This window comes from Streptococcus mitis (assembly GCF_002096925.1).
GTDB classification, from domain to species: domain Bacteria; phylum Bacillota; class Bacilli; order Lactobacillales; family Streptococcaceae; genus Streptococcus; species Streptococcus mitis_AF.
This window is the reverse complement of record NZ_NCVN01000083.1, coordinates 1-5,016: the sequence shown is the minus strand read 5'-3', so window position 1 is coordinate 5,016 and position 5,016 is coordinate 1. Positions and strand designations below refer to the sequence as shown.

The 5,016-nt window shown below is 49.9% G+C and carries 1 tRNA gene and 3 rRNA genes; all 4 read right to left on the bottom strand.

Features of this window, described 5'->3' with window-relative positions:
* Position 1: 1 nt before the first annotated feature.
* The 4 genes from rrf to B7692_RS08990 all read right to left on the bottom strand — a co-directional run bounded on the left by rrf (position 2) and on the right by B7692_RS08990 (position 4,888).
* Positions 2-117, bottom strand: a 5S ribosomal RNA gene (gene rrf / locus B7692_RS09005).
* 76 nt (positions 118-193) lie between these two features.
* A 23S ribosomal RNA gene (locus B7692_RS09000) occupies positions 194-3,094 on the bottom strand.
* 124 nt (positions 3,095-3,218) lie between these two features.
* Positions 3,219-3,291 (bottom strand) — tRNA-Ala (locus B7692_RS08995).
* A 51-nt stretch (positions 3,292-3,342) separates the two neighbouring features.
* Positions 3,343-4,888 (bottom strand): 16S ribosomal RNA (locus B7692_RS08990).
* Together the 16S, 23S and 5S rRNA genes with 1 tRNA gene alongside form the textbook arrangement of a ribosomal RNA operon.
* Between the last annotated feature and the right edge of the window lie 128 nt (positions 4,889-5,016).

The following is a 5,016-nucleotide window of genomic DNA, read 5'->3' as shown; positions in this document are numbered from 1 at the left end:
AGCTAAGCGACTTCCATATCTCACAGGGGGCAACCCCCAACTACTTCCGGCGTTCTAGGGCTTAACTTCTGTGTTCGGCATGGGTACAGGTGTATCTCCTAGGCTATCGTCACTTAACTCTGAGTAATACCTACTCAAAATTGAATATCTATTCAAATCAAGAAAACCGTTCGCTTTCATATTCTCAGTTACTTTGGATAAGTCCTCGAGCTATTAGTATTAGTCCGCTACATGTGTCGCCACACTTCCACTTCTAACCTATCTACCTGATCATCTCTCAGGGCTCTTACTGATATAAAATCATGGGAAATCTCATCTTGAGGTGGGTTTCACACTTAGATGCTTTCAGCGTTTATCCCTTCCCTACATAGCTACCCAGCGATGCCTTTGGCAAGACAACTGGTACACCAGCGGTAAGTCCACTCTGGTCCTCTCGTACTAGGAGCAGATCCTCTCAAATTTCCTACGCCCGCGACGGATAGGGACCGAACTGTCTCACGACGTTCTGAACCCAGCTCGCGTGCCGCTTTAATGGGCGAACAGCCCAACCCTTGGGACCGACTACAGCCCCAGGATGCGACGAGCCGACATCGAGGTGCCAAACCTCCCCGTCGATGTGAACTCTTGGGGGAGATAAGCCTGTTATCCCCAGGGTAGCTTTTATCCGTTGAGCGATGGCCCTTCCATACGGAACCACCGGATCACTAAGCCCGACTTTCGTCCCTGCTCGAGTTGTAGCTCTCGCAGTCAAGCTCCCTTATACCTTTACACTCTGCGAATGATTTCCAACCATTCTGAGGGAACCTTTGGGCGCCTCCGTTACCTTTTAGGAGGCGACCGCCCCAGTCAAACTGCCCGTCAGACACTGTCTCCGATAGGGATCACCTATCTGGGTTAGAGTGGCCATAACACAAGGGTAGTATCCCAACATCGTCTCCTTCGAAACTGGCGTCCCGATCTCATAGACTCCTACCTATCCTGTACATGTGGTACAGACACTCAATATCAAACTGCAGTAAAGCTCCATGGGGTCTTTCCGTCCTGTCGCGGGTAACCTGCATCTTCACAGGTACTAAAATTTCACCGAGTCTCTCGTTGAGACAGTGCCCAAATCATTACGCCTTTCGTGCGGGTCGGAACTTACCCGACAAGGAATTTCGCTACCTTAGGACCGTTATAGTTACGGCCGCCGTTTACTGGGGCTTCAATTCATACCTTCGCTTGCGCTAAGCACTCCTCTTAACCTTCCAGCACCGGGCAGGCGTCACCCCCTATACATCATCTTACGATTTAGCAGAGAGCTGTGTTTTTGATAAACAGTTGCTTGGGCCTATTCACTGCGGCTGACTTAAAGTCAGCACCCCTTCTCCCGAAGTTACGGGGTCATTTTGCCGAGTTCCTTAACGAGAGTTCTCTCGCTCACCTGAGGCTACTCGCCTCGACTACCTGTGTCGGTTTGCGGTACGGGTAGAGTATGTTTAAACGCTAGAAGCTTTTCTTGGCAGTGTGACGTCACTAACTTCGCTACTAAACTTCGCTCCCCATTACAGCTCAATGTTATAGATATAAGCATTTGACTCATATCACACCTCACTGCTTAGACAGACACTTCCAATCGTCTGCTTTAGTTAGCCTACTGCGTCCCTCCATCACTACATACTCTAGTACAGGAATATCAACCTGTTGTCCATCGGATACACCTTTCGGTCTCTCCTTAGGTCCCGACTAACCCAGGGCGGACGAGCCTTCCCCTGGAAACCTTAGTCTTACGGTGGACAGGATTCTCACCTGTCTTTCGCTACTCATACCGGCATTCTCACTTCTATGCGTTCCAGCACTCCTCACGGTACACCTTCTTCACACATAGAACGCTCTCCTACCATACCTATAAAGGTATCCACAGCTTCGGTAAATTGTTTTAGCCCCGGTACATTTTCGGCGCAGGGTCACTCGACTAGTGAGCTATTACGCACTCTTTGAATGAATAGCTGCTTCTAAGCTAACATCCTAGTTGTCTGTGCAACCCCACATCCTTTTCCACTTAACAATTATTTTGGGACCTTAGCTGGTGGTCTGGGCTGTTTCCCTTTCGACTACGGATCTTAGCACTCGCAGTCTGACTGCCGACCATAATTCATTGGCATTCGGAGTTTATCTGAGATTGGTAATCCGGGATGGACCCCTCACCCAAACAGTGCTCTACCTCCAAGAATCTTTATGTCGACGCTAGCCCTAAAGCTATTTCGGAGAGAACCAGCTATCTCCAAGTTCGTTTGGAATTTCTCCGCTACCCACAAGTCATCCAAGCACTTTTCAACGTGCCCTGGTTCGGTCCTCCAGTGCGTCTTACCGCACCTTCAACCTGCTCATGGGTAGGTCACATGGTTTCGGGTCTACGTCATAATACTAATTCGCCCTATTCAGACTCGGTTTCCCTACGGCTCCGTCTCTTCAACTTAACCTCGCATCATAACGTAACTCGCCGGTTCATTCTACAAAAGGCACGCTCTCACCCATTAACGGGCTCGAACTTGTTGTAGGCACACGGTTTCAGGTTCTATTTCACTCCCCTCCCGGGGTGCTTTTCACCTTTCCCTCACGGTACTGGTTCACTATCGGTCACTAGGGAGTATTTAGGGTTGGGAGATGGTCCTCCCAGATTCCGACGGGATTTCACGTGTCCCGCCGTACTCAGGATACTGCTAGGTACAAAGACTATTTTAAATACGAGGCTATTACTCTCTTTGGCTGATCTTCCCAAATCATTCTTCTATAATCTTTGAGTCCACATTGCAGTCCTACAACCCCGAAGAGTAAACTCTTCGGTTTGCCCTTCTGCCGTTTCGCTCGCCGCTACTAAGGCAATCGCTTTTGCTTTCTCTTCCTGCAGCTACTTAGATGTTTCAGTTCACTGCGTCTTCCTCCTCACATCCTTAACAGATGCGGGTAACAGGTAGTACCTGTTGGGTTCCCCCATTCGGAAATCCCTGGATCATCGCTTACTTACAGCTACCCAAGGCATATCGTCGTTTGTCACGTCCTTCTTCGGCTCCTAGTGCCAAGGCATCCACCGTGCGCCCTTATTAACTTAACCTTATTTTCTGACCTTTCAGTCATAAACTCTTATTAATACTACAGCGTTTTCGGTTTATTTTCTTGTTACTATTTGATATAGATATTCAATTTTCAATGTGCATTACTTGGTGATCTCTCACCAATGGAGCCTAGCGGGATCGAACCGCTGACCTCCTGCGTGCAAAGCAGGCGCTCTCCCAGCTGAGCTAAGGCCCCACAAGACCTCTCAAGACTAAACAAGACCAATGCGCAGTTCCTTTTCCTTAGAAAGGAGGTGATCCAGCCGCACCTTCCGATACGGCTACCTTGTTACGACTTCACCCCAATCATCTATCCCACCTTAGGCGGCTGGCTCCTTACGGTTACCTCACCGACTTCGGGTGTTACAAACTCTCGTGGTGTGACGGGCGGTGTGTACAAGGCCCGGGAACGTATTCACCGCGGCGTGCTGATCCGCGATTACTAGCGATTCCGACTTCATGTAGGCGAGTTGCAGCCTACAATCCGAACTGAGACTGGCTTTAAGAGATTAGCTTGCCGTCACCGGCTTGCGACTCGTTGTACCAGCCATTGTAGCACGTGTGTAGCCCAGGTCATAAGGGGCATGATGATTTGACGTCATCCCCACCTTCCTCCGGTTTATTACCGGCAGTCTCGCTAGAGTGCCCAACTGAATGATGGCAACTAACAATAGGGGTTGCGCTCGTTGCGGGACTTAACCCAACATCTCACGACACGAGCTGACGACAACCATGCACCACCTGTCACCTCTGTCCCGAAGGAAAGCTCTATCTCTAGAGCGGTCAGAGGGATGTCAAGACCTGGTAAGGTTCTTCGCGTTGCTTCGAATTAAACCACATGCTCCACCGCTTGTGCGGGCCCCCGTCAATTCCTTTGAGTTTCAACCTTGCGGTCGTACTCCCCAGGCGGAGTGCTTAATGCGTTAGCTGCGGCACTAAACCCCGGAAAGGGTCTAACACCTAGCACTCATCGTTTACGGCGTGGACTACCAGGGTATCTAATCCTGTTTGCTCCCCACGCTTTCGAGCCTCAGCGTCAGTTACAAGCCAGAGAGCCGCTTTCGCCACCGGTGTTCCTCCATATATCTACGCATTTCACCGCTACACATGGAATTCCACTCTCCCCTCTTGCACTCAAGTTAAACAGTTTCCAAAGCGTACTATGGTTAAGCCACAGCCTTTAACTTCAGACTTATCTAACCGCCTGCGCTCGCTTTACGCCCAATAAATCCGGACAACGCTCGGGACCTACGTATTACCGCGGCTGCTGGCACGTAGTTAGCCGTCCCTTTCTGGTAAGATACCGTCACAGTGTGAACTTTCCACTCTCACACTCGTTCTTCTCTTACAACAGAGCTTTACGATCCGAAAACCTTCTTCACTCACGCGGCGTTGCTCGGTCAGACTTCCGTCCATTGCCGAAGATTCCCTACTGCTGCCTCCCGTAGGAGTCTGGGCCGTGTCTCAGTCCCAGTGTGGCCGATCACCCTCTCAGGTCGGCTATGTATCGTCGCCTTGGTGAGCCGTTACCCCACCAACTAGCTAATACAACGCAGGTCCATCTGGTAGTGATGCAATTGCACCTTTTAAGCAAATGTCATGCAACATCTACTGTTATGCGGTATTAGCTATCGTTTCCAATAGTTATCCCCCGCTACCAGGCAGGTTACCTACGCGTTACTCACCCGTTCGCAACTCATCCGGAGAAGCAAGCTCCTCCTTCAGCGTTCTACTTGCATGTATTAGGCACGCCGCCAGCGTTCGTCCTGAGCCAGGATCAAACTCTCATTAAAAGTTTGAGTTCTCACTCATTTCTGTCACTGACAGATTTATTGTTTTTTCATTGTTCAGTACTACAACCTTGGTTGTAGTGCCCTGCACATTGGTTCGTCTTGTTCAGTTTTCAAAGGTCTTTGTCACT